This is a genomic window from Streptomyces sp. NPDC046821 (assembly GCF_040645335.1).
GTDB lineage: Bacteria > Actinomycetota > Actinomycetes > Streptomycetales > Streptomycetaceae > Streptomyces.
On record NZ_JBEYYB010000007.1, the window covers coordinates 143,539 to 166,519 of the forward strand.

A 22,981-nucleotide genomic window follows, 5' to 3' on the forward strand; every position below is an offset into this window, starting at 1 on the left:
TCATGGTGTCAGCAGCCGGTCCAGCTCCGCCGCCAGATTTTCGCGGGCGGGTCCTTCCCAGTGGGCGCTCCCGTACGGGGTGTGGAACAGCCTTGGCAGGGCGAGGAGTTGGCGCAGGACGGCTCCGCGGCCCTCGCGGAACGCGTCGTCGGGCACGAAGCCGTATTCCTCGCGGACCTGGGCGGTGTAGGCGGCGTACGCGTCGGGGGCGGCGGCGAGAATCGCCAGGTCCGCGTCGCAGAGGACCTGGCCGTTCGTGTCGCCGGGGGCGGGGGCGTGCGTGACGGTGAGCAGGACGAGCCGGACGACTTCCCGCACCTGATTTTCGGCGAGGCCGGCTTCTCGCAGGGCGCGTTCCGCGAGGCGGGCGGAGCGTTCTTCGTTGGTGGAGCGCTCGGGGAGGTAGACGGCGTCGTGGAACCAGGCGGCGAGGCGGACCAGGTCGGGGTCTTCTGCGTGATCCGCGAGGGCGTCGACGTGGTCGAGGACGGCCTTGAGGTGGGCGGTGGTGTGGTACCGGCGCTGGGGCTCCGCCCACCGGGCGAGCAGGTCGTCGGCGTAGGCCCCGGGGAGGGGGGTGGGGGTGGGCGTGGCGGCTTGGTCTGGGGCTGCGTTTTGGGCCGCGCGCAGTGTCCGGATCCAGGCATTCCTCAGGTCGTCCCGCATGGGGCGACCCTAGCGGTCAGGTCCTGGTCGGGTCTTGGTCGGCGTACCGGGTGGCTTGTCCGTCGTACGGGGTCCGGGTGGCCGGCGGCTCACCCCGGCCTCCTCGTCGTACTCCCCGAGAAGCACCACGCGCAGGGCGCTCTCCAGCATGACCTTGGCGGCACGCAGGGCGTTCCCGAGGCGATGCGGGTGCTCGGAGTCGGTGGCGGCGGTGGCGCCGTGGGTGAAGGTGAGTGTCGTGATGGTCGTCATGCGTCCAGTGTGGAATGGGCGGATTCCTGACACATCGGTCCGTGGGTGTAGGTTCGCGCGGCGACCGTGAGACCTGGGACGTACGGGGTCCCCCGGGCCGCGTAAGGCGGGGATTGGCGGGGTTCGGCCACCGAGGCGCGCCCGTGAGCGCCCGAAACTGCCAATCCCTGATCTTGGGGCGGCCCGGGGCGGCCCGAAAACCGTTCGCCGCCGCCCCGTGGGCGGAGTAAGGTGTCCGACTTCCCCCGCCTCCCTCCGTGGAGTGCCGCCTGCCGGACGGAAACCGGTCGGCTGCCCTGTGTAAGCGAACCCCCGGAGCCGGAGGCAGTGCCCGTGTCCCTCGATGACCCGCTCTCCCGTGAGCGCGCCCATCTCACGTCGTCCCGTGCCGCCCTGCGTGCCATGCGTGAGGACGTCGAGTCCCTCGATATCGCCGACGTCACCGCGAACTGGGTCAACGCCGCCGTCCTCCAGCGCCAGATCGACGACCGGATCAAAGCCCTCGCCGACCTGTCGCACACGCCCCTCTTCTTCGGCCGGCTCGACTACCTGCACGCGCCCGGCGCCGACCAGGCGGAAGGTGCCGAGGGGGAGCGGTTCTACATCGGGCGGCGGCACGTGCACGACGCCGAGGGCGACCCGATGGTCATCGACTGGCGCGCGCCCGTCTCGCAGCCCTTCTACCGCGCCTCGAAGAAGGACCCGATGGACGTCGGGCTGCGGCGGCGCTTCGGGTACACGGGCGGTGAGCTCACCGCGTACGAGGACGAGCGGCTGTCCGACCCCGCCGAGGCCGAGGTCGTGAGCGCGCTGCTCCAGGCCGAGATCGAACGGCCCCGCGTCGGCCCCATGCGTGACATCGTCGCCACGATCCAGCCCGAGCAGGACGAGATCGTGAGGAGCGGGCTGGGGGGTTCTGTCTGCGTCCAGGGTGGGCCGGGGACGGGGAAGACCGCTGTCGGTCTGCACCGTGTCGCCTATCTCCTCTACGCCCATCGCGAGCGGCTCGCCCGGACCGGGACGCTCGTCATCGGGCCGAACCGGTCCTTCCTGCACTACATCGAGCAGGTGCTGCCCGCGCTCGGCGAGCTGGAGGTCAAGCAGGCGACGGTTGACGACCTCGTCGCCCACGTGGAGGTGAAGGGGGTCGATCCGGCCGATGCCGCCGTCATCAAGGGTGATGCGCGGATGGCTGACGTGTTGCGGCGGGCCGTGCGCTCGCACATCACGCTGCCGACGGAGTCCGTCGTGGTCGTGCGCGGGTCCCGGCGGTGGCGGGTTCCCGCGTACGAACTGGAGGAGATCGTGCGGGAGTTGATGTCCCGCGACATGCGGTACGGCGCCGCCCGCGAGGCTCTTCCGCAGCGCATCGCGCACGCCGTCCTCGTGCAGATGGAACGGTCGGGCGAGGCGCCCGACGATCGGGTGCAGGACGCGGTGGCCCGGAACGCGGCCGTGAAAGCGGCGGTGAAGGTCCTCTGGCCCGTCGTCGAACCGGCGAAGCTCGTGCTTCGGCTGCTGTCCGACGCGGACTTCCTCGCCGAGCACGCGGAGGGCGTGCTCAGTGACGAGGAGCAGAAGTGCGTGCTGTGGGAGAAGCCGGCGCGGAGTGTGCGGTCGGCCAAGTGGTCTGCTGCTGACGCCGTGTTGATCGATGAGGTGACGGATCTTGTCGCCCGTACGCACTCGCTCGGGCATGTGGTGCTCGACGAGGCGCAGGATCTTTCGCCGATGCAGTACCGGGCGGTCGGGCGGCGCTGTACGACGGGGTCGGCGACCGTGCTCGGTGACCTCGCGCAGGGGACGACGCCTTGGGCGACGCGGAGTTGGGCGGAGGCGCTGCGGCACCTGGGCAAGGACGACGCGGTGGTGGAGGAGCTGACGGTCGGTTTCCGTGTGCCGCGGGATGTCATCGCGTACGCGTCACGGCTGCTGCCGCACATCGCGCCTGGTCTCGCGCCGGTGTCGTCGGTGCGTGAGAACCCGGGGGCCTTCGAGGTGCGGGAGGCCGGGGAGGGTGCGGGGCAGGTGGTCGCGGCTTGTGTCGAGGCGTTGGAGCGGGAGGGGTCGGTGGGGCTCATCGCGGCCGACGCGCGCGTTCCGGAACTGGCCACGGCCCTGACGGACGCCGGGCTCACCTTCCTGGCGCCCGGCGAGGAGACCACGGCCGAGACCCGTCTGACCCTCGTCCCGGCCTCGCTCGCGAAGGGCCTTGAGTACGACTACGTGGTCCTCGACGAGCCCGCCGCCGTGGTCGACGGCGAGCCGGACGAGCGGACGGGGCTGCGACGGCTGTACGTGGCGCTGACGCGTGCGGTGTCGGGTCTTGTGGTGGTGCATGGCGCCGCGCTGCCGGAGCAGCTCGGGGAGGCGTAGGGCTTGGGGGCGTAGGGCGGAGTTCTTTTGTGGCTACGCGTCGACCGCCGTCCGCCACTCTCTGACCGCGTTCGCCGAGACCGGGCCCGTCCAGCCGTGGGGGCGGGCCGCGCCGCCGATGTGGAAGGCGGTCAGGCCCGCCGTCTTCAGGTGGGGGAGGTGGTCCAGGCGGAGGCCGCCGCCCACGAGGATCTGCTGGGCGTAACCCGGTTCGCCGGTCCGCTTCGCCTCCGCCGCCAGGACGTCGAGGCCGGAGTCGACGCCGGCCGGTGAGCCCGCCGTGAGATACGTGTCCAGGCCGGGGGCGTCGGCCAGTCGCTTACGCAGAGCGTCCCGGTCCGCCGCCCGGTCGATCGCCCTGTGGAACGTCCAGCGGCAGCCGGACAGCTCCGCCGTGATCCGGTCCACCGCCGCCAGGTCCGGGCCGCCCTCCGCGTCCAGGAACCCGAGCACGAACTCGTCCGCCCCCTCCGCGCGCAGCCCGCGCGCCGCCGCCACCAGCGCGTCCACGTCCCCCGCCGCGAACCCGTCCGCCAGCCGGATCATCACCCGCAGCGAGATGCCCACCGCCGCCCGGATCCGGCCGAACGTCTCGCGCGAGGGCGTCAGCCCGTCCGCCGCCATGTCGGTGACCAGTTCGAGCCGGTCGGCCCCGCCGGCCTCGGCCGCGACGGCGTCCTCGGCGTCGAGGGCGATCACCTCCAGGACTGCACGCTTGCTCATGGGACCCCTTGTCGGTTGCGGGTGCGGAAGACATTTCGTACCGGCCAGGCCATAGAGGTCTAGTCCAATAGGTCAGCCTACGCGCAGAGTGCGCCCGCCGACAGGTGATCAGTGGTCGTGGCCCTCGGCCGCTTCGGGATGCGCACTCCCGCTCTGTCCGGCTCGCACCGTGAATGCCGCCGTCCGCACCTCGCCGTCGTGCTTGAAGTCCAGGAACAGGCGGTACGTGCCCGTGCTGGGCGCCGTCGCCGTGAACGAGACATTGGGGCCGGGGCCGCCCTCGTTCGGGTGGACGTGCAGGTAGGCGAGGTCGCCGGCGCGCAGGGCGACCAGGTGCCCGTAAGAACCGAGGTAGGGCTGGAGGTCGGTGACCGGCTTGCCGTTGCGGCGGACGGCGAGGGTGAGTTCGGCCGGGGAGCCTGCCTTTGGCTTTCCGGCGAGCTGGACCTCGTAGCCGTCGCCGGCCTTTGCGGTGGTGGCGGGGGCGGGGAGGTCCTGGGGCGCGTACGTCCCGGCTACCGAGAGGTCCGCGCCCAGCGTCAGGCCCTCCTTCTCGGGCTGCGGGGTGAAGTCGGCGAAGACGCGGTACGCGCCTGCCTTCGGGAGTTCGACGGGGGTCGTCCAGGTGCCGTCCGCCGCGCGGGTGGGGTGGAGGTGGCGGTACGTGGTCAGGTCGCGTGAGGCGACGATCAGGTGGAGCTGCTTGCCGTGTTCGGTGCGGTAGGCGGTGACCTTGCGGCCGGTGTCGTCCCGGGTGATGGCGAAGCGGAGTTCGGTGGGCTCGCCGGGGGCGGCGATGCGGGGGGTCTGGAGGGCGAGGGTGTAGCCGCGTTCGGAGATCTGCAGGCCGCCGGGGGTGGGGGGCTGCGTGGACATCTCGTCGTGCGCTCCGTGCGGGTCGCTTGTGGCTCGGTCGCCCTTGCTGAGGGGCGTGACGCCTGCGCCCACTCCGTAGGCGGTGCCGAATGTTGCCGCTACGGCGGCGGCGAAGGCGGTGATCTTCAGTCCGGTCTTCATGAGTTCGAAGATACCCCCAGGGGGTATGAAGTCAAGCGAGAGAATTTCTTGCGTTGGATACCCCCTGGGGGTATAACTGGGTCTTGTTGGAGCAGTGCAGCTGACCCGTAGACCGAGGAGGCATCATGACGGCGCAACCAGCCGCCACCGAGCCCTCCGCCGCCCCGGCGGCAGAGGTGGAACTGGCCATCGGCGGCATGACCTGCGCGTCCTGCGCCGCCCGGATCGAGAAGAAGCTCAACCGGATGGACGGCGTCGAGGCGACCGTCAACTACGCGACCGAGAAGGCGAAGGTCACGTTCGGGGGAGGTGTCGGCGTCGCCGACCTGATCGCCACGGTCGAGGCCACCGGGTATACGGCCGAGGAGCCGGCCGCCCCTGTCGTGGGCGAACCGGAGGTCAGTGACGCGGAGCCCGACGCTCTCGCCCCGCTCCGTCAGCGCCTCGTCACCGCAGTCGTGCTCGCCGTGCCCGTCATCGCGATGTCGATGGTCCCGGCGTTGCAGTTCGAGTACTGGCAGTGGCTGTCGCTCACGCTGACGGCGCCCGTCGTCACGTACGCCGCGTGGCCCTTCCACAAGGCCGCGTTCACGAACGCGCGGCATGGTGCCGCGACGATGGACACGCTGATCTCCGTCGGGACGTCCGCCGCGTTCCTGTGGTCGCTGTGGGCCCTGTTCTTCGGGACCGCCGGGATGCCCGGCATGACGCACCCCTTCGAGCTGACGATCGCCCGCAGTGACGGTGCCGGGAACATCTATCTGGAGGCCGCCGCCGGGGTCACCGCGTTCATCCTCGCCGGGCGTTACTTCGAGGCCCGGTCCAAGCGGAAGGCCGGCGCCGTGCTCAAGGCGTTGCTCGAACTGGGGGCGAAGGATGTCACCGTTCTGCGTGACGGGGGCCGCGAACAGGTCGTCCCGGTAAGTGAGTTGAAGGTCGGGGACCGGTTCCTCGTGCGGCCCGGCGAGAAGATCGCCACCGACGGGACCGTGGCCGAGGGTGCCTCCGCCGTCGACGCGTCGATGCTCACCGGCGAGTCTGTGCCGGTCGAGGTCGCCGTCGGGGACTCCGTCACCGGCGCGACCCTGAACGTCGGCGGACGCCTCGTCGTCGAGGCCACCCGCGTCGGCGCCGACACCCAACTCGCCCGTATGGCACGGCTCGTGGAGGACGCGCAGAACGGCAAGGCGGCGGCGCAGCGGCTCGCGGACCGGATCTCCGCCGTGTTCGTGCCGGTGGTCATCGGGCTCGCGCTGGCCACGCTCGGGTTCTGGCTCGGGAACGGGGCGGGCATCACGGCCGCGTTCACCGCTGCCGTCGCCGTGCTGATCATCGCCTGCCCGTGCGCCCTGGGGCTTGCCACGCCTACCGCGCTGATGGTCGGTACGGGGCGCGGCGCGCAGCTCGGCATCCTCATCAAGGGGCCGGAGGTGCTGGAGACCACGCGTGCCGTCGACACGATCGTCCTCGACAAGACGGGAACGGTCACGACGGGGCGGATGACGCTGCTGGCCACGCATGTGGCGGAGGGTGTCGCTGAGGCTGAAGTCCTGCGTCTGGCAGGGGCGTTGGAGCACTCGTCGGAGCATCCGATCGCTCGGGCCGTGGCCGACGGTGCGCGGGAGAAGGTGGGCGAGCTGGGGGCCGTGGAGGACTTCGCGAACGTTCCCGGGCTCGGGGTGCAGGGTGTTGTCGACGGGCACGCCGTACTCGTCGGCCGCGAGAAGCTGCTCGGGGAGTGGGAGATCCGGCTGCCGGTGGAACTGGAGCGCGCCAAGGCGGAGGCGGAGGCGAGCGGTCGTACGGCGATCGCCGTGGCCTGGGACGGGGAGGCGCGTGCGGTGCTTGAGGTCGCGGACGCGGTGAAGGACACGAGTGCCGAGGCCATCCGCAGGTTCCGTGAGCTGGGCTTGCGCCCGGTCCTGCTGACCGGGGACAACGAGGCGGTGGCGCGCGCGGTCGCGGCCGAAGTGGGGATCGATGACGTAATCGCCGAAGTCCTCCCCCAGGACAAGGTCGACGTCGTCAAGAAGCTTCAGGCGGAAGGGCGTTCGGTCGCCATGGTCGGCGACGGGGTGAACGACGCGGCGGCTCTGGCGCAGGCCGACCTGGGGCTCGCGATGGGTACGGGCACGGACGCGGCGATCGAGGCGGGCGACCTGACGCTGGTCCGCGGCGACCTGCGCGCGGCGGCCGACGCGATCCGCCTCTCCCGCCGCACCCTGCGCACGATCCGCTCGAACCTGTTCTGGGCGTTCGCCTACAACGTCGCGGCGCTGCCGCTGGCCGCGGCGGGCCTCCTGAACCCGATGATCGCGGGCGCGGCAATGGCGTTCTCGTCGGTGTTCGTGGTGGGCAACAGCCTCCGGCTCAGGAACTTCAAGCCCCAGGCTTGAGCACATATGGGTGAGGGCCCGTCCGTCGACGCGGACGGGCCCTCACCCGTATGTCAGCCCTGGTCGCCCGCCAGCAGCTCGTCCGCGTCCACGATCCGGTACGCGTAACCCTGTTCCGCCAGGAAGCGCTGGCGGTGCGCTGCGAAGTCCTGGTCGATGGTGTCTCGGGCCACTACCGAGTAGAAGTGGGCCTGGTGGCCGTCCGCCTTCGGGCGGAGGACTCGGCCGAGGCGCTGGGCCTCTTCCTGGCGGGAGCCGAACGTTCCGGAGACCTGGATCGCGACCGTCGCCTCGGGGAGGTCGATCGAGAAGTTCGCGACCTTGGAGACGACGAGGACGCTGATCTCGCCGTTGCGGAACGCGTCGAAGAGACGTTCACGTTCCTTGTTCGTCGTCTCGCCCTTGATGACGGGGGCGTCGAGGTGGGCGCCGAGCTCGTCGAGCTGGTCGATGTACTGGCCGATGACGAGGATCTGCTGACCGGCGAACTTCTTCACCAGCGCCTCCGTCACCTTCCGCTTCGTCGCCGTCGTGGCGCAGAAGCGGTACTTCTCCTCCGCCTCGGCGGTCGCGTACGCGAGGCGCTCGCTGTCCGTCAGGTTCACGCGGACCTCGACACAGTCCGCCGGCGCGATGTAGCCCTGCGCCTCGATCTCCTTCCACGGAGCGTCGAAGCGCTTGGGGCCGATGAGCGAGAACACGTCCGACTCGCGGCCGTCCTCGCGGACAAGGGTCGCGGTCAGGCCGAGGCGGCGGCGGGCCTGGAGGTCGGCGGTGAACTTGAAGACGGGCGCGGGCAGCAGATGCACCTCGTCGTAGATGACCAGGCCCCAGTCACGGGAGTCGAAGAGCTCCAGGTGCGGGTACACACCCTTCCGCTTCGTCGTGAGGACCTGGTACGTGGCGATCGTGACGGGCCGGATCTCCTTGCGCGTACCGCTGTACTCGCCGATCTCGTCCTCGGTCAGGCTCGTCCGCTTCACCAGCTCGTGCTTCCACTGGCGGGCCGAGACCGTGTTCGTGACGAGGATGAGCGTGGTGGCCTTGGCCTCGGCCATCGCACCGGCTCCGACCAGCGTCTTTCCCGCGCCACAGGGCAGGACCACGACGCCGGAGCCGCCGTGCCAGAAGCCTTCCACGGCCTGCTTCTGGTACGGGCGCAGCGCCCACCCGTCCTGCGCGAGCTCGATCGGGTGCGCCTCGCCGTCCACGTAACCCGCGAGGTCCTCGGCGGGCCAGCCGAGCTTGAGGAGCGTCTGCTTGATCTGGCCGCGCTCCGAGGGGTGCACGGCGACGGTGTCCGCGTCGATGCGGGCGCCGACCAGGGGCGTCACGCGCTTGAAGCGCAGCACCTCCTCCAGGACGGGCCGGTCCGTGCTGGTCAGGACGAGACCGTGCGCCGGGTGCTTGGACAGCGTGAGACGCCCGTACCGGTCCATCGTCTCGGCGATGTCGACGAGGAGCGCGTGCGGGACGGGGTAGCGGCTGTACTCGACGAGCGCGTCCACGACCTGCTCGGCGTCGTGGCCCGCGGCCCGCGCGTTCCACAGTCCGAGCGGCGTCAGCCGGTACGTGTGGATGTGCTCGGGCGCGCGCTCCAGCTCGGCGAACGGCGCGATGGCGCGCCGGCAGGCGTCTGCCCTGTCGTGGTCGACTTCCAGGAGCAGCGTCTTGTCACTCTGGACGATGAGCGGTCCGTTCACAGCTATCCCTTCCACCGCGCTCCGCGGGAGCGCGGGGCCAAACGTCCAGTGTGCCGCATCCTCGGTACGTGATGCGGGGGCGGCGACTACCCATGGGCGCGCGGTGATCAGCCCGCCTCCAGCTCCGCCACTCCCGTCACCCGGTGCAGCGGATACGTGCGGACCTCGTCGGCCGTGTGGTCGTACGCCGTGACGAAGCCGCCCTCCACGCGGATCGGGGCGATGACGCGCTGGCTGGCGGTGCCCTCCGCGTTCACGTAGCCGATCCACACCGCGTCGCCCGTCATGACGGCCGCCTGCATCGTGGCCAGCGTGTCCGCCGCGCTCGTGCGGGGGAGCGCGCCGGTCTGCTCGCCCGGCGCGTGTTTGCGCGGCGTCGTCGACGCGAGGTCGCCCGCGCGGATCGCGCGCACCGCCGCCGTCAGGAGCGTGGCGTCGGGGAGCGGCGGGCCCTCGGGGACGGGCTCGGGGGCGGTGCGCGGCGGGGTGCGGCGGGCGTGGGCGCGGGTGATCAGGACGTCGCCCTCGGGGGACTCGGCGGCGGGCGCGAAGCCCATCTGGCGCAGGCCCTCCAGGAGCGTCGCCGGGTCGGCCTGCGCGGCGAGCACGGTCGGCGCGAGCCGCCGCAGCCGCAGGCCCGCCGAGCGCTTGTCGGCCAGGATCTCGCCCAGCAGCACGTCGTCGTCGCAGCGCACGTACGCGGAGGCCGCGCCGATCCGCAGGTGGCCGTGCTTACGGGCGACGTCGTCGATCAGGTACGCGAGCGGCTGAGGCACCGGCGTACGGGAGTGGGTGGTCAGGAAGTCGTGCAGGTCGGACGCGGCCTGCCCCGAGTCGAGCGCCCGCCGCACCGACCCCGGCGTGAACCGGTACACCGTCGCCCCGCCCTTGGACTCCACGTCGGCGAGCACCGACAGCGCCTCCGCGAGCGGTCGCTCCAGCGGTCCGGGCGCCACCGCCGTGAGGTCGGCCTGGAGGAGTACGTGGTCCAGGGGTTCGGGGAGGAGCGGGGTGAGCAGGTCGATGGCCGCCCGCTCGGCGGCGGCCTGCTCGACGGGGGTCGCGTGCGCGTCCTGGGTGAGCAGTGCCTGGCCGTGCTCCGCGAGCGCCCCGCGTCCGGTCATGCCGAGGAGTTCCGCCTCCGTCAGCGTCCAGCGGGCGAGGCGGGTGCGCAGGTCCTCGGCGTCGCCGCTGTCGTCGGGGGCCGCGCCGCGCAGGGGGCGCTCCCAGCGGAGGCGGGCGAGCAGGGTCTCGGGGTCGGGGGACGCGCCTTCCGGCAGCTCGGAGAGGAGCGTGAGCACCCGGCGGCGTACCTCGGGGGCGGCCGAGCGGTCCAGGTGCGGGCCGAGCGCGGAGAGCGTACGTCCGGCCGGGGAGACGGCGGCGGCGCCGTCGCGTCCGCCGACCAGACCGGCCGCGCGCGTCGCGGGGAGCCACGCCGACACGAGCCGCGCCCAGCGCTCGGCGGCGGGCTGCTCCAGCCAGTCGTCGTACGCGGGCGTCGCCGCGTACTGCTCGTCCGCCTCGCCGTCGGAGGCGACGAGACCGGCGGCGTAGGCGAGTTCGACCCAGAACGCGGCCAGCGCCTCCGTCGTGTCGAGCGCGGTGGCGGTGCGCTTGAGGTCGCGGACGCTGAGGCCGCCCGCGCGCAGGACGGCCGGGCCGCCCTCGTCCCAGTCCTTGAGGAGTTCCTCGACCGTGGCGAGCGCGGTGTACGCCTGGCCGGCGGCGGTCGCGTTCACCACGGTGGCGCGGTGCGTGGCCGTCGCTTCCACGGCCGGGGGCAGCGGCTCCAGGGCCCGGTGGGCGCGTCCGCCGCGCAGGTGCAGCGCGGCCTCGCGGGGCAGGACGACGGTGCCGGGGGCGGTGGGCAGGAGCAGGCCGCGGTCGAGGAGCCAGCGCAGGTGGGCGGCCGGTTCGGCGGTCACCTGGCCGTACGGCGGGCCCCACACGAGCCGGGACAGGACCTCGACGGCGTCGGCGGGCGCCTCGTCGAGGAGCGCCGACATGCGGGTGCGGTCGGTGAACAGGGCGGTCAGCGAGGCGACGGCGGAGACCGGGTCGTGCGTGGACGGCAGTCCGGCCGCCGCGACGATGTCCTGGATCCGGCCGGGCGACATGCCCGAGGTGGCCTCCGCGACGGTCGGGCCGAGGCCGGTGGGGGAGGGCCGCCCGGGCGCGGGCGCGAGCAGTTCGCGCGCGGTGCGGACGAGGCGGAGCCGGTCGTCGGGGCCCCAGAGGAGGGCCTGTTCGCGCAGGGTGTCCACGGCGCGCGGGAGGGCGGCGGCGACGGTACGGGCGTTGCCTTCCTCGTCCCCGTCTTCGTCCCCGGCGAGCAGCGCGAGGAGCGTGTCGTACGTCGTGGGGTCCGGGGCGACCGCCAGCGCCTCCGCCGTCTGGAGCGTGAACCGGTCCAGGTGTTCGAGGGCGCGGATCACGGAGGCGCGGGTGCCGGCGCGCGTGGCGAGCTGCGTGAGGTCGTTCGGGACGGGGTTGAGCAGATCGGGACGGGCGCGCAGCAGTGCGCCGAGGGAGGCGTCGTCGCGGGCGCGCAGCGCCTCGGCCAGGGACCGGGGGGCGGTGGCGCCCGCCGCGCTCCCGTCCTCGGCGGCGGGGTCCGGCTCGTGGGTGCTCATCCGGCCCACGTTAGCGCCTGCCCGGCGCGGGGAGTGACTGTCAGACACCGCCTGCCTTCCTCAAGGGGCGTGCCCCCGGACACCCCCTCGCGTGCGGCACGTGTGGGTTGCCCGGGGTGTGGGCGCGCGCGGTACCGTCGTCGGGCGGGTGAAGGAACCGTCAATACTGCCGCCCCGGAGGGGACTTCGTGGGGATCGAGAGCGACCAGCTCGTCTTCGACTATCTGAGCCGTGTCGGGGACCTGGCCCAGCAGCGTCAGCTGCCCTCCGGCGCCCGGATGCGCCTGGTGTCCGAGCTGCGCAACGAGATCGAGGCGCGCCGCGCGAGCGCCAACGGCGACAGCCCGGCGACCGTTCGGCGCATCCTCGACCGGCTCGGCACGCCCGACGCCGTCGTGTCGGGCGCGAGCGGCGGCCCCGCCGAACCCGAGGAGCCGCGCGTCGCCGTACCCGTGCAGCGCACCAAGGAGCCGCGCTCCCGCGGGCTGCGGCGGATCGTGCCGGGGCCGCGCGAGGACACGGCACCGGCCACCGAACCGGAACCCTGGGGCGCCGCGGACGCCCCCTCGCCGCCGCACCTCGCGGGGACGGCCGAGCTGGGGACGCCGGGGTCCGAGCCGGACTGGTGGCGCGTCGACGGCAGCCCGTTCGGCGTGGGAGCCGGTGACGACGTGCCCGGGTTCGTGGGCGGCGTAGAGATCCCGGAAATACTCAAACCGCCCGTCAAGGACGCCCCGAAGCCGGCGGCCGAGGAGGAGGACGAGGAGCCCTCGGAGGACGAGGCCGCCGAGGAGGCCGAGCCCAAGAGCCGGCGGCGCCGGCTGCCCTCCCTGCCCCTGTCCGGCTGGTCCAACCCGCTCCTCCTGCTCGCCGCCGCCCTCCTCGTGGCCGGCGCGATCATGGGCAACTGGTTCGCCCTGGGCCTCGGCTGGATCATCGCGTACGGGTCGCGGCGGCTCAGCGAAGCCGAGTCCAAGTGGGCCGTCCTGTGGCTCCCGGCGCTCGCGGTCACGTCCGGACTGGTGTGGCTGTGGGGCCGGAACACCGGGCGCTGGGGCGAGCCGATAACGGCGCACCAGATGAGCGGCGCGATCAGCGAGACGTGGCCGTGGGTCGTACGGGGAGCGGCCGTCGCCTCCGCGGCGTTCGTGGTGTGGAGGTCGCAGCGGCGGCGGGGGTAGGGCCTGTCGTCAATTCCCGCCTGCCGGGCTCCGGGCGGACGACGGGAATTTGACGACAGGCCCTAGGAATTCTCAGGTGAGGTCCCGCTGGAACTCGTCCAGGATCTGGTGCGCGGCCGTGTAGCCGATGCCCGCGATCCACAGGTTGTCGTCGACCTCGAAGATCCTGCCGTCCCGGTACGCCTTGAGGCCCTTCCACAGGCCGCTGTTCATCGTCCGCGTCGCCCTGGCCTTCGCCGGGTCGCCGTACGTCGACGTGAACACGACGTCCGCGTCCGCGAGGTCGACCTTCTCGGGGCTCACGTCGTACGAGAAGCCGTCCCTCGCCTTGTCGGCGATCGGGGGGCGGCCCACGCCCAGGTCGCTGAAGATCGTGCCGATGTAGTTCTGCCTGCCGTAGATGCGGATGTCGGAGCCCTCGACGAAGCGGACGAAGCTGATGTCCGTCGCGGCGGCCTTCTCCTTGCCGCCCATCGCGGTGGTCACCTTCGCGATGTGCGCGTCGTACTCGGAGAGGACCTTCTTCGCCGCCTCCTTACGGCCGAGCGCTGCCGCGTGGACCTGGAAGTTCATCTTCCAGGTGGTGCCGGTGGTCTCCGTCATCACGGTCGGGGCGATCGCGCTGAGCTGCTCGTAGCGCCGGCCGTCGCGGATCTTGCTGGTCAGGATGAGGTCCGGTTCGAGGGCGGCCACGGCCTCCAGGTCCGGGTCGGCGATCTCGCCGACCGGCTTGATGCCCCGTACGTCGTCCTCGGCGAGGTACGACGGGAAGCCGTCCTCCGTCGCCGCGCGCGTCGCGCCGACCGGCTTCACGCCGAGGGTGAGCGCGGAGTCCAGCTCGCCCGTGTCGAGGACGACCACGCGCCGGGGGTGTACGGGCACCTCCACGTCGCCCATCGCGGTCTCGACGGAGTGTGTCCTCGTGGACGAGGAAGGGGAGACGCCGTCGCCCGACGTGCCGCAGGCGGTCAGGGCCAGCGTGCCGGTCAGGGCGAGCAGTCCGGCGAGCAGTCCGGCGGTCAGGGCGCGGCTACGGGTCATGTGGCTGCCTTTCGGGCGAGGGCGTCTGACGGGGCCTCGGACAGCGTGCCCGTACGCGCCCCCGGCTGCCAGGGTGCCCCCGGCACGATCAGCGGGGAACCCGTCACCGGGTCGGGCACGACCACGCAGTCCAGGCCGAACACCTCCCGTACGAGGTCCGCCGTGACGACCTCGGACGGCGGGCCCTCGGCGACGACGCGGCCGGACTTCATGGCGACGAGGTGGTCGGCGTAGCGCGCCGCCTGGTTGAGGTCGTGCAGGACGAGGACGACGGTGCGGTCCTTGTCGTGGTTCAACTGCCGTACGAGGTCCAGGACTTCGACCTGGTGTGAAATGTCGAGGTACGTCGTCGGCTCGTCGAGGAGGAGCAGTTCGGTCTCCTGGGCGAGGGCCATGGCGATCCAGACGCGCTGGCGCTGGCCGCCGGAGAGCTCGTCCACGGGGCGGTCGGCGAGGGCGGCGACGTCGGTGCGTTCCATGGCCTCGGTGACGGCGCGCTCGTCGGCGTCGGACCACTGCTGCCACCAGCTCTGGTGCGGCTGACGGCCGCGCGCCACGAGGTCGGCGACGGTGATCGCCTCCGGCGCCACGGGAGTCTGGGGCAACAACCCGATCTGTTGGGCGATCTTCCTGGTGTTGAGCTTGCTCAGCGCCTCGCCGTCGAGCAGCACCGCGCCGCTCTTCGGCTTGAGCAGCCGGCCGAGGGCGCGCAGGGTTGTGGACTTACCGCACGCGTTCGGGCCGACGATCACTGTCACGCGGCCGTCGGGGACCGCCAGTTCGAGGTCGTGGACGACCGTGCGGTCCTCGTAGGCGAGGGTGAGCGCGCTGGTGCTGAGCCGGGTCACCGGTTTCCTCCCGTACGGCTGCGGACGATGAGCCAGATCAGATACGGCGCGCCGACGGCCGCCGTGAGGACGCCCACCGGAAGCTCGGTGGGGGAGAACAGGCGCCGGGCGAGCAGGTCCGCCACGACGACGATGAACGCGCCGAGCAACGCCGAGCACACCAGCGGGATCTGGGCGGTGCGGGTCATACGGCGGGCGATCTGCGGGGCGAGCAGCGCCACGAAGTCGACGGGGCCCGCGGCGCCGGTCGCGACGGAGGCGAGGACGACGCCGAGCAGCACGAGACCGAGGCGTACGCGGCCCAGGCGGACGCCGAGCGCGGTCGCCGTGTCGTCGTCCATGGAGACGGTGCGCTGCGCGCGGGCCGCCCACGCGACGGCGGGGACGAGGGCGAGCAGGGTCAGGCCGAGGGGTGCGGCCTCGGGCCAGCCGCGGCCGTTGAGGGAGCCCGTCATCCAGATCTGCGCCTGCTGGGCGACCAGGTAGTCGCCCTTCGTCATGAAGAGGGTGGTCACCGAGCGGAGCGCGATGGCGAAGCCGATGCCGATGAGCACGAAGCGCGTCGCGTGCAGGCCGCCGCGCCACGCGAACGCGTACACGAGGAGCGCGGCGAGGAGGCCGCCGAGCACGGACAGGTAGGGCAGCACCGCGTACGACGTGACGCCGAACGTCATCGCGCCCACCGTCACCGCGCTCGCGCCCTGGCTGACGCCGATGATGTCGGGGGAGGCCAGCGGGTTGCGGGCGACGGTCTGGATGAGGGCGCCGGCGACGCCGAACGCGGCCCCCACGAGGAGGCCGACGACCATGCGCGGGGCACGCAGCGTGCCGACGACCAGCTCGTCGGGGGACGGGCGGCCGGTGACGACCTTGAGCACGTCGGCGGGGGCGATGAACGACTCGCCTACGCAGAGGTAGGCGAGACAGGCGACGGCGAGGGCGATGAGCAGGGCTCCGGCGACCACGGTGGCCCGGCGGTGCAGGAGGAAGGTGGCGCGGCCGGCGCGGAGTACGGAGTAGCCGGCGGGGCGGACGCGGGGGGCGGTCTTGCCGGTGCGGGGCGCGGTCGTCTGGCCGGCGCGGGGTCCGGTGGCCGTACTCATGCGGGGACCGCCTTGCGTTGGGCCGGGGTGGTCTGGAGGGCGGCCGCGGTCGTGGCGGGACAGGGCTGCGCGGGGGCGGGTTGGGTGGGGGGCGTGTGGGGGTCGCCTTGCGCGAGGGCAGGTCGGGTCGCGGCCGTGCGGGGATCGCCTTGTGCCGGGGCAGGTCGGGTGGCGTGCAGGAAGGTGGCCGCGGTCGTGGCGGGACCGTCTTGGGGCGGGGTGGGTTGGGTGGCGGTCGTACGGGGACTGCCTTGCGCCGGGCTTGGCCGGGTGGCGGTCATGCGGGGGCCGCGCTGTGCCGGGGCAGGTCGGGTCGCGGTCATGCGGGGGTCGCCCTGCGCCGGGCCTGGTCGCGTGACGCTCACGCCGGGACCGCCTTTCGTCGTACCAGCGTGACCAGGAACGGGACGCCGATCAGGGCCGTCATCACTCCCGCCGGGACCTCGCCCGGGGGGAAGATCACGCGGCCCGCCGTGTCCGAGACCAGCAGCATGACCGGGCCGATGAGCGCCGCCATCGGCAGGACCCAGCGGTGGTCGCCGCCCACGATCGCTCGGGCGAGGTGCGGGACGGCCAGGCCGATGAACGCGATCGGACCGGCGGCCGCGACCCCGACGCCGGTGAGGACCGTCGCGCCCAGCCCGCCCACGATCCGTACCGTCGCGACCCGCTGGCCCAGGCCCTTCGCGACATCCTCGCCGAGCGCGAGCGCGTCCAGGCCGCGCGCCACGGACAGTACGAGGAGCACCCCGACGACAAGGAACGGCCAGACCTGGCCCACGAGCTGCGCGTCCCGGCCGCTCAGCGAACCGACCTGCCAGAACCGGAACTCGTCCAGGGCGGACGCCTTCGTCGTGAGTACGGCCGTCGTCACGGACACGAGGAGCGCGTTGATCGCGGCGCCGCCCAGCGCGAGCTTCACCGGCGTCGCGCCGCCGCGCCCGCGCGAGGCGATGGCGTACACGGCGACCGAGGCGATGGCCGCGCCCGCGAACGCGAACCAGACGTAGCCCGTCAGCGCGTGCACGCCGCCGACCGCGATCGCGAGGACGACGCCGACCGACGCGCCTTGGCTGACGCCGAGGATGCCGGGGTCGGCGATCGGGTTCCGCGTGATGCCCTGGAGGACCGTCCCGGCCAGCGCGAGCGCCGCGCCCACCATCAGGCCGATCGCCGTACGCGGCACCCGCAGGCCCCGCACCACGTCGGCGTCGTCACCGTGCCCGCCGTACAGAAGGGCGTCGAGGACGGCGGACGGGGCGATCGGGCGCGCCCCGATCGCGAGGCTGAGCAGCGCCGCGAGCAGCAGCGCCACGGCCGCCGCCACCATCGCGACGACGCGGCGTCTGGCTGGCATGTACGGGCTCACTCCGACATCGGAAGGTTGGTAAGCCTAAGCTAAGTACTCGGGCCAGGCGTCATCGTACGCCCAGGCACAATGGCTCTCATGGCTCTCATGGCTCCTCACGAACTCCGGACCGGAACCGGAACCGGCACCGGCCCCGGCCCCACGGTCGGCTTCGACCTCGACATGACGCTGATCGACTCACGGCCCGGGATCCACGCCACGTACCGTGCGCTCTCCGCCGAGACGGGCGTCGCGATCGACGCCGACGCGGCGGTCACGCGGCTCGGGCCGCCGCTGGAGGAGGAGCTGGCGCGCTGGTTCCCCGAGGACCGCATCCAGGCGGCCGGGGACCGCTACCGCGAGATCTACCCGGAGTACGCCATCGAGCCGACCCTCGCGATGCCCGGAGCCCGCGAGGCCGTCGACGCGGTACGGGCGCTCGGCGGGCGGGCGATCGTCGTCACCGCCAAGCACGAGCCCAACGCGAAGCTGCACCTGGCCCACCTGGGCATCGAGCCCGACGAGGTCATCGGCTGGCTGTGGGCGGAGGCCAAGGGCACGGCGCTGCGCGAGCACGGCGCGTCGGTGTACGTCGGCGACCACACGGGCGACGTGCGCGGCGCGCGGACCGCCGGGGCGCTGTCCGTGGCGGTGGCGACGGGGCCGTGCGACGCGGCCGAGCTGCGCGCGGCGGGCGCCGACGTGGTCCTGCCGGACCTGACGGACTTCCCGGCGTGGCTGCGGAGCCACGTCGCCGAGGGCGACGCGGCGTAGGACGACGTGGCGTAGGACGACGCGGCGCGGGACCGACTTGGCCGAGGGCGGCGTGGCGCGGGACCGACGTGGCGTAGGGCGGCGTGGCGCTGGGGCCATCCGGCCGGAAGCCGAGTGGCCGGAAAGCCGAGTGGCCGGGGGCCGAGTGGCCGGAGGCTAGGTGGCCGAACGGGCCTGACGCCGCTGTGCGGCGATGCCGCGCAGCACACCGGCCGCCGCGACGACGAAGCCGACGCCCATCAACATGCACACCGCGTAGGCCACGGGCGGGAACGGGTGGGTCCGCAGGAACAGCGGGGCGATCGTGACCAGGGTGGCCACGGCTCCGACGATGAAGATGATCCCGCCGGCCCTGACGAGACCGTCGCCCGGCCCGGGGGAATTCGCTTGGGTTTTGTCTCGCACCCGACCAGGGTAGTTCCCAGCGCGGGGGGAACGATCCGGGATCCTCGGACCGTCTTGTCTCCGGACCCCGGACCATTAGCCTGGTGCCGACGGGGGTCGGGTGGCCCGCCGCGGTTCTGACCAGAGCCGTTTCGAGCGTCGTTTCGGCGTCACTCGCGCGAAACGGCACGACGAGTACGAGGACGAGGACTTCAGGTGCCTACCGGCAAGGTCAAGTGGTTCAACCCTGAGAAAGGTTTCGGCTTTCTCTCCCGCGACGACGGCGGCGACGTCTTCGTGCATTCCTCCGTACTCCCGGCCGGCGTGGACGCGCTGAAGCCGGGTCAGCGTGTCGAGTTCGGCGTCGTCGCGGGACAGCGCGGCGACCAGGCGCTGTCGGTGGCGATCCTGGACCCGACCCCGTCCGTGGCCGCGGCCCAGCGCCGCAAGCCGGACGAACTGGCCTCGATCGTCCAGGACTTGACGACGCTCCTGGAAAACATCACGCCGATGCTGGAAAAGGGCCGCTACCCGGACAAGGCCTCGGGCGCGAAGATCGCGGGCCTACTCCGCGCGGTGGCGGACCAGCTGGACGTATAGCGGCCGCCGGGGGGACGCTCATGGGGAAGAGGGCGCGCTCTTACGGGAACGACAGCGCGCCCGGGGCGAGGGCCGGTACCAGGCCCTCCGCCGCCGCTCGTGTCAGCAGCCCGCGGATCGCGGCGTAGCCGTCCTCGCCCAGGTTCGCCGTGAATTCGTTGACGTAGAGGCCGATGTGCTGGTCCGCGACCTTCGGGTTCATTTCCTGGGCGTGTTCCAGGACGTAGGGGCGGGAGGCCATCGGGTCGTCCCAGGCCATGCGGACCGACGTGCGGACCGCGTCGGCGAGTTCCTGGAGGCGTTCCGTGCCCAGCGAGCGGCGGGCGATGATCGCGCCGAGCGGGATCGGCAGGCCCGTCGTCGACTCCCAGTGCTCGCCCATGTCGGCGAGGCAGTGCAGCCCGTATTCCTGGTACGTGAAGCGGGCCTCGTGGATGACGAGGCCCGCGTCGACCTTGCCGTCCCGCACGGCGGGCATGATCTCGTCGAACGGCATGACGACGATCTCGCCGACGCCGCCGGGCACCACGTCCGCGGTCCAGAGCCGGAACAGCAGGTACGCCGTCGACCGCTCGCTGGGGACGGCGACCGTCTTGCCGGTCAGGTCGGCGCCGGGCTCACGCGTCAGCACCAGCGGCCCGCAGCCCCGGCCGAGCGCGCCGCCGCAGGGCAGGAGCACGTAGTCGTCGAGGACGTACGGCAGGACGGCGTACGACACCTTCAGGACGTCGAAGTCGGGGGAGCGGCGCTCCGCGACCCCGTTCGTGATGTCGATGTCGGCGAACGTCACGTCGAGGGCGGGCGCCCCCGGGACGCGGCCGTGGGCCCACGCGTCGAAGACGAACGTGTCGTTCGGGCAGGGCGAGTACGCGATCCTGAGCTCGGCGGGGTGCGTCATGTGCGGTTCCAACTCTCCAGTACGGGCGCGGACTTCCCGAACGCCTCGGTGAGCGCCGTGAGCGCGTCGCCGATGCGCCAGGCCGCGCGGTCGCGGGGGCCGACGGCGTTGGAGACCGCGCGGATCTCCAGGACGGGCACGCCGTGCGCGGCGGCCGCCTCGGCGACGCCGAAGCCTTCCATCGCCTCGGCGAGGGCGCCCGGGTGACGGCCGCTCAGCTCGGCGGCGCGGGCCGCGGTGCCGGTCACGGTGGACACGGTGAGGACCGTGCCCGTACGCGCGCCGGTGGCCGCCGCGACGCCTTCCACGAGGGAGGGCGGCGGGCGGTGCGTGACGGTGCCGAAGCCGAGTTCGGTGACCGGCAGGAAACCGTCGGGCGTCTCGGCCCCCAGGTCGGCCGCGGTGAGGGCGTCGGCCACGATCACGGAGCCGACGGGCGCGTCCGGCTGGAAACCGCCGCCGATGCCGGCGGAGACGACCAGGGTGTACGGCCGGCCCGACAGGGCGGCCGTGGTGAGCGCGGTGGCGGTACCGGCCGCCGCGGCGGCGGGCCCGACGCCCACCGCGACGACATCGACGGCAGGAGACGCGGCGCCCGCCCCGGACAGGCCCCTGGCCACCGCGTCCCGCTCGGCGGGTACGGCGGTGGCGATCAGGACCCGGCCGGTGTCGGTCAGTTGGTGTCCTTCTTGAGGTTGAACGACCACAGGCCGGTCGCGTTCGAGCCGCTGCCCTCGACGATGCTGACCTTCGTGGAGTTGCCCGTGGCGCCGTACTGCTGGTTGAAGAACACGCTGCCCGGGACGGTGCGGTACGTCTTCTTGCTGGAGTCGGTCAGCGGCTGACCGTTCATCAGGATCGTCCAGCCCTTGTCCGCGATCTTCGGGTCGACACCGAAGCGGACCGTCGCGTCGGGGTCGACGCTGATGGACTTGACGTCCTTCGTGTTCTGGAGGCAGTCCTTGAGGTCGGACGCCATGAGGGCCTTGCCGTCGTTGTAGCAGGCGGCTTCCGACGTCACCGTGGAACTGCCGACCGTGATGGTCGCCAGCGGCGTCGGCTTGTCGCAGGCCGAGAGGAGCAGCAGCCCGGCCGCGATGGCGCCGGTGGCAGCCACGGTGCGGCGGTGGCGCACAGTGAAACGCAGGGAGGTCATGCGGGCAGGCTATCTGGCGCCCCGCACTCCCTCGCCACGCGGGTGCGGCGTGCCGCGCGGTCACGCCGTCCGGTCAGGCGCCGCGCGGCGCCTCAGACGACGCGGCTGCGGGCCTGTCCGCCGTGGCGCGCGGCGGCGAGCAGCCCCTTCATGGTCGTCGCCCAGCCGATCCCGACGATCGCGGCTCCGACGCCGAGGCCCAGTGCTCCGTCCAGGGGGAGGGCGATGCCGATGCCGCCGCCCACGACCCACGCCATCTGCAGCGTCGTCTCGGAGCGGGCGAACGCGGACGTACGCACCTTCTCGGGGACGTCACGCTGGATCAGGGCGTCCAGGGACAGTTTCGACAGGGCCTGCGCGAACCCGGCGACGGCCGCCAGGCACGCCGTGAGGAACGCGCTGAAGAACAGCGAGGACAGGACCGCCACGGCCACGACGAACGCCACCACGGTCACGATGATGATCTCGGGGGCCCGCGACTTCAGCCACGCCCCGACCGCCGTGCCGAGCGCGTTGCCCGCGCCCGCCGAGACGCCGACGATGCCCAGCGACACGGCGGCGGTCTGGCCCGGCAGCGGGTGGTCGCGGAGCAGGAACGCCAGGAAGAAGATCAGGAAGCCGGAGAGGCAGCGCTGCGTGGCGTTCACGACGAGCGCGTGGGTCACGGCGGGGCCGACGGTGCGCAGGCCGAGGCGCTTCTCCTTCTTGGCTTCTTTGGCGGCGTCCTCAGTGGCGGTCTGCTCGGCCGTCCTCACATTTCTGTGGTGCAGGTGCGGGGCGTGGTGCACATGCTCCGCGTCGGCCGCGAGGAGCGCCTTCGACTCACCCTTCGCGGAGTCCACCTTGTGCGGGAGCTGGAAGCACAGAATCATCCCGATCATGAAGATCACGAACGCGCCGTAGAGCGGCCAGCGCGGCCCGATCATGTGCAGCCCGGCACCGATGGGAGCGGCCACACCGGTGGCCAGGAGACCACCCAGGGTCACTCTGGAATTGGCTTTGACCAGGGAAAATCTCGGTGGCAGCAGTCGGGGCACGACGGCGCTGCGCACCACTCCGTACGCCTTCGACGCGACCAGGACGCCGAGCGCCGCCGGATACAGCTCCAGGGCGCCGCCGGACACGGCCCCGGCCAGGACGACCGCGAGCAGCGCCCGCGCCAGCATCGAGCCGGCCATCGCGGCGCGGCGGCCGTGCGGCAGCCGGTCGAGGAGCGGTCCGATGACGGGCGCGAGGAGCGTGAACGGCAGCATCGTGATCGCGAGATAGAGGGCGACGCGCCCGCGCGCCTGGCCCGTCGGCACCGAGAAGAACACGGTCGAGGCGAGCGCCACGGTGATCATGACGTCGCCGGCGCCGTTCACTCCGTGGAGTTCGATCAGTTTCCCGAGGCCCGACTCGCCCGCGCCGTGCGCGTGCGTGGCCTTGCGGATACCGCGTGCGGTGCCGGTGAAGGGGAAGTGCAGGGCACGCCCCACGGCACGGGCAGCCCGTCTTACGGGGCCCGATCCGTCCGCCGCGCGCGCCGACGACCTTGAAGAGGTCACCCAGCCATAGTGCCCCCGGAACGTGGTGACTAGTGCCGATATCGCCGGAGCGGGTCGCCGGGACGGCCCCCGGAAAGCCTCACCGAGAGTGCCCGCAGAGTGTTGCAGGACACAACTACTTGTACGTCGGTGTGGGCGCACGGGCCGGGAGAAGGTAGCGTGCGTAACGCGCCTGCGGCAGCTGTGGTCGGCCGCGCGCCTCTCGGTCATCCCGCAGAATGGGTGACGTAGGTGCGCCCGGACACGTTCGGGCGCGGACGTCGACGCGGCCCCCTGGTCCGCTCCGTCCGTACCCCCGCGCAAGGGTGGCGCACTCGAGAGACTGGCGTAGG

Annotated in this window: 20 protein-coding genes; 5 read left to right on the forward strand and 15 right to left on the reverse strand. The window is 72.5% G+C overall.

From position 1 onward, the window contains the following. Both ABZ893_RS15775 and ABZ893_RS15780 read right to left on the reverse strand, forming a co-directional pair. The gene (locus ABZ893_RS15775) at positions 1 to 666 is read right to left on the reverse strand and encodes a hypothetical protein (RefSeq protein WP_361402864.1); all 666 of its coding nucleotides are present in this window, start codon (positions 664 to 666) and stop codon (positions 1 to 3) included. 9 nt (positions 667 to 675) lie between these two features. After that, positions 676 to 918: a hypothetical protein gene (locus tag ABZ893_RS15780; RefSeq protein ID WP_361403613.1), complete on the reverse strand. Its 243-nt coding sequence runs from the start codon at positions 916 to 918 to the stop codon at positions 676 to 678. A 327-nt stretch (positions 919 to 1,245) separates the two neighbouring features. Between ABZ893_RS15780 and ABZ893_RS15785 the strand changes: the two genes are divergently transcribed. Next, the gene (locus ABZ893_RS15785; RefSeq protein ID WP_361402867.1) at positions 1,246 to 3,294 is read left to right on the forward strand and encodes an ATP-binding domain-containing protein; all 2,049 of its coding nucleotides are present in this window, start codon (positions 1,246 to 1,248) and stop codon (positions 3,292 to 3,294) included. A 33-nt stretch (positions 3,295 to 3,327) separates the two neighbouring features. On the opposite strand, the gene ABZ893_RS15790 is transcribed toward ABZ893_RS15785, so the two are convergent. Together ABZ893_RS15790 and ABZ893_RS15795 are read right to left on the reverse strand one after the other, a co-directional pair. After that, positions 3,328 to 4,017, reverse strand: coding sequence for a copper homeostasis protein CutC (locus tag ABZ893_RS15790; protein WP_361402870.1), 690 nt, complete (start codon positions 4,015 to 4,017; stop codon positions 3,328 to 3,330). Positions 4,018 to 4,125: 108 nt separating this feature from the next. Next, positions 4,126 to 5,034 (reverse strand): hypothetical protein, encoded by a 909-nt coding sequence (locus ABZ893_RS15795; RefSeq protein WP_361402873.1) that lies wholly within the window; start codon positions 5,032 to 5,034, stop codon positions 4,126 to 4,128. A 125-nt stretch (positions 5,035 to 5,159) separates the two neighbouring features. Here ABZ893_RS15795 and ABZ893_RS15800 point away from each other — a divergent pair, with 125 nt between their 5' ends. Continuing rightward, positions 5,160 to 7,430, forward strand: a complete 2,271-nt coding sequence (locus ABZ893_RS15800; RefSeq protein WP_361402876.1) for a heavy metal translocating P-type ATPase — start codon at positions 5,160 to 5,162, stop codon at positions 7,428 to 7,430. Positions 7,431 to 7,483: 53 nt separating this feature from the next. Here the strand turns inward: ABZ893_RS15800 and ABZ893_RS15805 are convergent, their stop codons facing one another. Both ABZ893_RS15805 and ABZ893_RS15810 read right to left on the reverse strand, forming a co-directional pair. Then, positions 7,484 to 9,133: a DNA repair helicase XPB gene (locus ABZ893_RS15805; protein WP_361402879.1), complete on the reverse strand. Its 1,650-nt coding sequence runs from the start codon at positions 9,131 to 9,133 to the stop codon at positions 7,484 to 7,486. A 107-nt stretch (positions 9,134 to 9,240) separates the two neighbouring features. Next, positions 9,241 to 11,769: a helicase-associated domain-containing protein gene (locus tag ABZ893_RS15810; RefSeq protein WP_361402882.1), complete on the reverse strand. Its 2,529-nt coding sequence runs from the start codon at positions 11,767 to 11,769 to the stop codon at positions 9,241 to 9,243. Between the two features lie 188 nt (positions 11,770 to 11,957). On the opposite strand from ABZ893_RS15810, the gene ABZ893_RS15815 reads away from it, so the two are divergent. Beyond that, positions 11,958 to 12,950 (forward strand): hypothetical protein, encoded by a 993-nt coding sequence (locus ABZ893_RS15815; protein ID WP_361402885.1) that lies wholly within the window; start codon positions 11,958 to 11,960, stop codon positions 12,948 to 12,950. 72 nt (positions 12,951 to 13,022) lie between these two features. Here the strand turns inward: ABZ893_RS15815 and ABZ893_RS15820 are convergent, their stop codons facing one another. The 4 genes from ABZ893_RS15820 to ABZ893_RS15835 form a co-directional block, all read right to left on the reverse strand. Then, a complete protein-coding gene (locus ABZ893_RS15820; protein ID WP_361402888.1) occupies positions 13,023 to 13,991 on the reverse strand; it encodes an iron-siderophore ABC transporter substrate-binding protein in 969 nt (322 codons plus the stop codon). Beyond that, entirely contained in the window at positions 13,988 to 14,839 is an 852-nt protein-coding gene (locus tag ABZ893_RS15825; RefSeq protein WP_361402891.1) for an ABC transporter ATP-binding protein, read from the reverse strand. Before ABZ893_RS15825 ends, ABZ893_RS15820 begins: the two co-directional genes overlap by 4 nt. Then, positions 14,836 to 15,942 (reverse strand): iron chelate uptake ABC transporter family permease subunit, encoded by a 1,107-nt coding sequence (locus ABZ893_RS15830; protein ID WP_361402893.1) that lies wholly within the window; start codon positions 15,940 to 15,942, stop codon positions 14,836 to 14,838. The genes ABZ893_RS15825 and ABZ893_RS15830 overlap by 4 nt, the downstream gene beginning before the upstream one ends. Before the next feature lie 361 nt (positions 15,943 to 16,303). After that, complete coding sequence (locus ABZ893_RS15835) at positions 16,304 to 17,299, reverse strand: iron ABC transporter permease (protein ID WP_361402896.1); 996 nt, start codon at positions 17,297 to 17,299, stop codon at positions 16,304 to 16,306. 99 nt (positions 17,300 to 17,398) lie between these two features. Here ABZ893_RS15835 and ABZ893_RS15840 point away from each other — a divergent pair, with 99 nt between their 5' ends. Further along, positions 17,399 to 18,064 carry a haloacid dehalogenase-like hydrolase gene (locus ABZ893_RS15840; protein ID WP_361403549.1) on the forward strand — a complete coding sequence of 222 codons (666 nt, stop codon included), beginning with the start codon at positions 17,399 to 17,401 and terminating at the stop codon, positions 18,062 to 18,064. Between the two features lie 156 nt (positions 18,065 to 18,220). Here the strand turns inward: ABZ893_RS15840 and ABZ893_RS15845 are convergent, their stop codons facing one another. Next, the gene (locus ABZ893_RS15845) at positions 18,221 to 18,469 is read right to left on the reverse strand and encodes a hypothetical protein (protein WP_361402899.1); all 249 of its coding nucleotides are present in this window, start codon (positions 18,467 to 18,469) and stop codon (positions 18,221 to 18,223) included. Between the two features lie 195 nt (positions 18,470 to 18,664). On the opposite strand from ABZ893_RS15845, the gene ABZ893_RS15850 reads away from it, so the two are divergent. Next, on the forward strand, positions 18,665 to 19,048 hold the full coding sequence (locus ABZ893_RS15850; protein WP_361402902.1) for a cold-shock protein: 384 nt from the start codon (positions 18,665 to 18,667) through the stop codon (positions 19,046 to 19,048). A 40-nt stretch (positions 19,049 to 19,088) separates the two neighbouring features. Here ABZ893_RS15850 and ABZ893_RS15855 read toward each other — a convergent pair whose 3' ends face one another. From ABZ893_RS15855 to ABZ893_RS15870, 4 genes are all read right to left on the reverse strand, one after another. Then, complete coding sequence (locus ABZ893_RS15855) at positions 19,089 to 19,946, reverse strand: 1,4-dihydroxy-6-naphthoate synthase (protein ID WP_361402905.1); 858 nt, start codon at positions 19,944 to 19,946, stop codon at positions 19,089 to 19,091. After that, entirely contained in the window at positions 19,943 to 20,653 is a 711-nt protein-coding gene (locus ABZ893_RS15860) for a futalosine hydrolase (protein WP_361402908.1), read from the reverse strand. The genes ABZ893_RS15855 and ABZ893_RS15860 overlap by 4 nt, the downstream gene beginning before the upstream one ends. Then, entirely contained in the window at positions 20,620 to 21,102 is a 483-nt protein-coding gene (locus ABZ893_RS15865; protein WP_361402911.1) for a DUF2771 domain-containing protein, read from the reverse strand. The genes ABZ893_RS15860 and ABZ893_RS15865 overlap by 34 nt, the downstream gene beginning before the upstream one ends. Positions 21,103 to 21,194: 92 nt before the next feature. Beyond that, the gene (locus ABZ893_RS15870; RefSeq protein ID WP_361402913.1) at positions 21,195 to 22,649 is read right to left on the reverse strand and encodes an MFS transporter; all 1,455 of its coding nucleotides are present in this window, start codon (positions 22,647 to 22,649) and stop codon (positions 21,195 to 21,197) included. Positions 22,650 to 22,981 lie beyond the last annotated feature (332 nt).

Coding starts and splice junctions, on each gene's coding strand:
- ABZ893_RS15855 (WP_361402905.1), bottom strand. CDS start 19,946: ATGACGCACCCCGCCGAGCTCAGGATCGCGTACTCGCCCTGCCCGAAC.
- ABZ893_RS15795 (WP_361402873.1), bottom strand. CDS start 5,034: ATGAAGACCGGACTGAAGATCACCGCCTTCGCCGCCGCCGTAGCGGCA.
- ABZ893_RS15840 (WP_361403549.1), top strand. CDS start 17,399: ATGGCTCCTCACGAACTCCGGACCGGAACCGGAACCGGCACCGGCCCC.
- ABZ893_RS15865 (WP_361402911.1), bottom strand. CDS start 21,102: ATGACCTCCCTGCGTTTCACTGTGCGCCACCGCCGCACCGTGGCTGCC.
- ABZ893_RS15810 (WP_361402882.1), bottom strand. CDS start 11,769: ATGAGCACCCACGAGCCGGACCCCGCCGCCGAGGACGGGAGCGCGGCG.
- ABZ893_RS15835 (WP_361402896.1), bottom strand. CDS start 17,299: ATGCCAGCCAGACGCCGCGTCGTCGCGATGGTGGCGGCGGCCGTGGCG.
- ABZ893_RS15790 (WP_361402870.1), bottom strand. CDS start 4,017: ATGAGCAAGCGTGCAGTCCTGGAGGTGATCGCCCTCGACGCCGAGGAC.
- ABZ893_RS15775 (WP_361402864.1), bottom strand. CDS start 666: ATGCGGGACGACCTGAGGAATGCCTGGATCCGGACACTGCGCGCGGCC.
- ABZ893_RS15820 (WP_361402888.1), bottom strand. CDS start 13,991: ATGACCCGTAGCCGCGCCCTGACCGCCGGACTGCTCGCCGGACTGCTC.
- ABZ893_RS15800 (WP_361402876.1), top strand. CDS start 5,160: ATGACGGCGCAACCAGCCGCCACCGAGCCCTCCGCCGCCCCGGCGGCA.
- ABZ893_RS15780 (WP_361403613.1), bottom strand. CDS start 918: ATGACGACCATCACGACACTCACCTTCACCCACGGCGCCACCGCCGCC.
- ABZ893_RS15830 (WP_361402893.1), bottom strand. CDS start 15,942: ATGAGTACGGCCACCGGACCCCGCGCCGGCCAGACGACCGCGCCCCGC.